The sequence below is a fragment of the Mesorhizobium sp. M1A.F.Ca.IN.020.06.1.1 genome (assembly GCF_004023265.1).
In the GTDB taxonomy this organism is placed as follows: Bacteria; Pseudomonadota; Alphaproteobacteria; order Rhizobiales; family Rhizobiaceae; genus Mesorhizobium.
This window is the reverse complement of the sequence record NZ_RZSR01001218.1, coordinates 1-1,472: the sequence shown is the minus strand read 5'-3', so window position 1 is coordinate 1,472 and position 1,472 is coordinate 1. Positions and strand designations below refer to the sequence as shown.

General features: G+C 65.9%; 1 protein-coding gene. It reads right to left on the bottom strand.

The features are described from left to right. Nucleotides 1–1,472, bottom strand: a 1,472-nt coding sequence (locus tag EOA60_RS32640) for a diguanylate cyclase (RefSeq protein ID WP_128312599.1), incomplete at both ends; no start/stop codon positions are given.

Genomic DNA, 1,472 nt, shown 5'->3' with positions numbered 1-1,472 from the left:
GATCATGCCGCGCCGCGGATGATCCCATCTGAGCAGCGCCTCGAAGCCGGCGACGCTGCCATCCTCCAGCCGCACGATCGGCTGGTAGGCAAGCGTGAATTCGCGCCGCTCGATGGCGCGGCGAAGGTCGGATTCGAACTGCAGCCTGTCGGTGCCGACGGTGCGGAAGGCCGGCCGGAACGGCTCGATCCTGTCGCCGCCGAAACGCTTGGCCTGATGCATAGCAAGCTCGGCGTCCTTGACCATGTCCTCCGACGAGGTTTGCGCCGTCGTCCAGGTGATCAGGCCGATCGAGGCGGTGAGCACGATCTCGCGCTTGGCAAAGGTGATCGGATTGTTGATCGCATGCTTGATGGCATCCGCCATGGCGGCGATGCGGGCCGGATCCTGTTCCGACAGCAGCATCAGCGCGAACTGGTCGCCGGCAAAGCGCGACAGCGAATCCTTGGGCTTCAAGAGCCGGTGCAGCCGGCGCGCGATGGTCAGCAGGATGGTGTCGCCGGCCGAAATGCCGAGCCCGTCATTGACCTGCTTGAAACGGTCGATGTCGATGACGAAGACGGTCGGGCGCACCTTGTCCTCGGTGCGGGCGATCGAGATGATCGCCTCTAGCCGGTTCATGAACAGCTCGCGGTTAGGCAGGCCGGTCAGGTTGTCGTGCACGGCGTCGTGCAGCAGCCTTTCCTCGGATTTCTTCTGCTCGGTCACGTCGACCATGGTGCCGACGCAGCGGATCACCTCGCCATCCGACCCGATCACGGGACGGGCGCGCAGCGAGAACCAATGATAATGCCCGTCGGCGCCGCGCAGGCGGAAATTCTGGGCCACGCGGCCGCGGCGGTGCTCCAGCACCACGTCCAGCGTGGTGCGGAAGGTGTCGCGGTCGTCGGCATGCAGCACCGGCAGCCAGTTGCGGGCCGCGCCCGAAAGGCTGTTGGGGGCAAGGCCGAGTTGCAGGCTGATGTCGGGCTTGGTCACCACGCGGTCGCGCAGCACGTCCCAGTCCCACACGATGTCGCCCGAGCCGGCGACTGCAAGCGCCTGGCGCTCGAGGTCGGAAAACAGGCCCTGGTGCAGCGCGCCGCCGGCAAAAGCGTGCTGCATCACCGTGAAACCGATCAACAGGATGATCAGGATCAGGCCGCCGCCGAGCGCCGGCTGGGCGATGTCGTTGTCCAGCATGCCGGTGATCGCCATCCACGAGCCGCATAGCCAGAGCAGCACCATCACCCAGCTCGGCACCAGCATGATCGCGCGGTCATAGCCGCGAATTCCGAGGAAGATGATGAGGCCGAGGCCGGTGAGCGCCGTCGCGGCAAACGAGATGCGGGCGATGCCGGCGGCGACCGCCGGATCGACGATGGCCACGCCGGCAATCAGTAGCAGCCCGAGGATCCAGACCAGCGCGCCGTAGCTGAAATGGCCGTGCCATCGGTTGAGGTTGAGATAGGCGAACAGGAACACCACGAAGG